This window comes from Dapis hubbardiae BLCC-M172 (genome assembly GCF_050016015.1).
In the GTDB taxonomy this organism is placed as follows: domain Bacteria; phylum Cyanobacteriota; class Cyanobacteriia; order Cyanobacteriales; family Microcoleaceae; genus Trichodesmium.
The window spans coordinates 1-2,083 of the sequence record NZ_JBNHEQ010000263.1; the positions used below are offsets into that span (position 1 = coordinate 1).

General features: G+C 34.9%; 1 protein-coding gene. It reads right to left on the reverse strand.

The features are described from left to right. Positions 1-506 precede the first annotated feature (506 nt). On the reverse strand, positions 507-2,083 hold a 1,577-nt coding region (locus tag ACP6PK_RS24345; RefSeq protein ID WP_426563417.1), incomplete at its 5' end, for a type ISP restriction/modification enzyme.

A 2,083-nucleotide genomic window follows, 5' to 3' on the forward strand; every position in this document is an offset into this window, starting at 1 on the left:
CAATAGAAGTTTTTGCCTAGTATTTTCTGGGAAATAGGAAAAATTTGTCGGAGGTAGTCCGTAGGGGTTTGGTCTCCAAACACTTTTCTATTTCTGATTTGTCTCTATTCCCTAATAGTCAGAAAATTGCTCACCCCCCTCCGGTTCGTATGCGCTTGAGAAAATGCAAATATTATTTGTCTCTATTCCCTAATAGTCAGAAAATTACTCATCCCCCTCCGGTTCGTATGCGCTTGAGAAAATGCAAATATTATTTGTCTCTATTCCCTAATAGTCAGAAAATTGCTCACCCCCTCCGGTTCGTATGCGCTTGAGAAAATGCAACTATTATTTGTCTTTATTCCCTAATAGTCAGAAAACTGCTCACCCCCCTCCGGTTCTTATGCGCTTGAGAAAATGCAAATAAGATTTGTCTCTATTGCGCAATAGTCAGAAAATTGCTCATCCCCCTCCGGTTGGCATGAGCTTCAGAAAATGCAACTATTATTTCCTCTCCCCATACGAAATTATGATTTGTCGGTAGTTTCCATCGCCTGAATAATTTTCATAGTTTCTACACTAAGGGTACAAACTTTTTGTAGTAGCTCAATGACTGTTTCTTTATAGTCAGCAAAACGATAGGTATTAAATTTTTCAGCGATGGTTTTGTCTCTGGGTTTTTTCTCCTTATATTGATCTAATACCCACTCCAAAGCACTCCGGTTTCCGAGGCGATATTCCCAGACAATTTTGGGAATTTTTTCTAATGTTGTGATGGTATCTATAAATATTTTGTCTTTGGTTTTATCTGCTTTAAGTTTTAGTTTAGGAGTGGGAGAGTTTTCGGGAGTTGGTAAGTCGATGCGAGTTAGTGGGAAAGGTTTAATAGTTTCATAATTGATGTGTAAGTCGATTAATTTTTTTCCCCATTTTACCCACTGTTGAAAATTTTCATAGAAGGGGAGGCGGGGAAATTCTCGTTTTAGGTTTTGTTCGTATTTTTGACAGTAGGTGGGGTGGTGTAAGACGGCATAGATGTAGTGGAAAATGTCGAGTTTTTTGATTTTTTTGTTGTTGTAATGAGATTGGAATTTTTGCAGACTCCAGTCAGTAATATTTTCTTGGCGTTTTCCATTTTCATCGTAGTAATAAAGTGGAAGACATTGGTTAGCACCAGTAACGTGCAGTTCAGCAATACTATCAGTAGCTAAACAGTTAAACGGACGGTTACTACCAAAGCTTTTAAAAGTAATAAATTTATTTTGCTTGTCTTGTTTATTGTAAATACTAAACCACTGATAAGTTCGACCATTAAAATGCTTATCAAAATAGAAAAATTGCTTCACATAAGGTCGATATAAACTTCTGAATATTTTCTCCTCATCAAAGCTTTTAGAAATTTTTCTTTCCAGATATCTTGTTAACTCAGCATCCCACTTAATAGTCATCCTCCCTGAATAATTTTCATCTTTGAAAGTCTGCTGATAAACCTCAATCAAATACTTTATTTTGTCTACAAGAGCATCTTCAGAAAAATCATAAACCCATTCATCCCTTTGAGTCTTTATTCCAGAGGAAAATAACTTAAAAACAGCTTCTTGAGATTTTCCACTTTTGACCTCTTTATCAATTAAAGGCAAAAGTTCATCAAAGTCATTGTCAGTCAAATTTAACCAATTATGGTGTTTATCAGGTATAGCGTGTTTAAAGTCTAAATATTTTATTTTATTAAAACTAAAATAATCTTTCTTTTCGTCAGCTTTAACATAATCATCTATAGAATTGTAGAAAACCTTAAAACCTTCTGCTTTTTCATTTCTGACAAGGAAATAAACTGCTACTCCCACTCTAATTTTATCGCTAAAAATATTACCACCTTCTTTTCGGCGTCTTTCTCCACTGGTTCGAGCATTTCCTTTAGTATCAATAATCCAAATTTCATTAAATTCATCTGCTAAAACTTTCCTAAATCCATCATAAGTTATCGCTTCTATAAAAGAATTATTAGAAACAAAAGCCACAACTCCATTTTTAGTCAAACGGTCTGACGCCCAACGAATAAATCGAGTGTACATATCATAAACAACAATTTGATTCTGTGCCT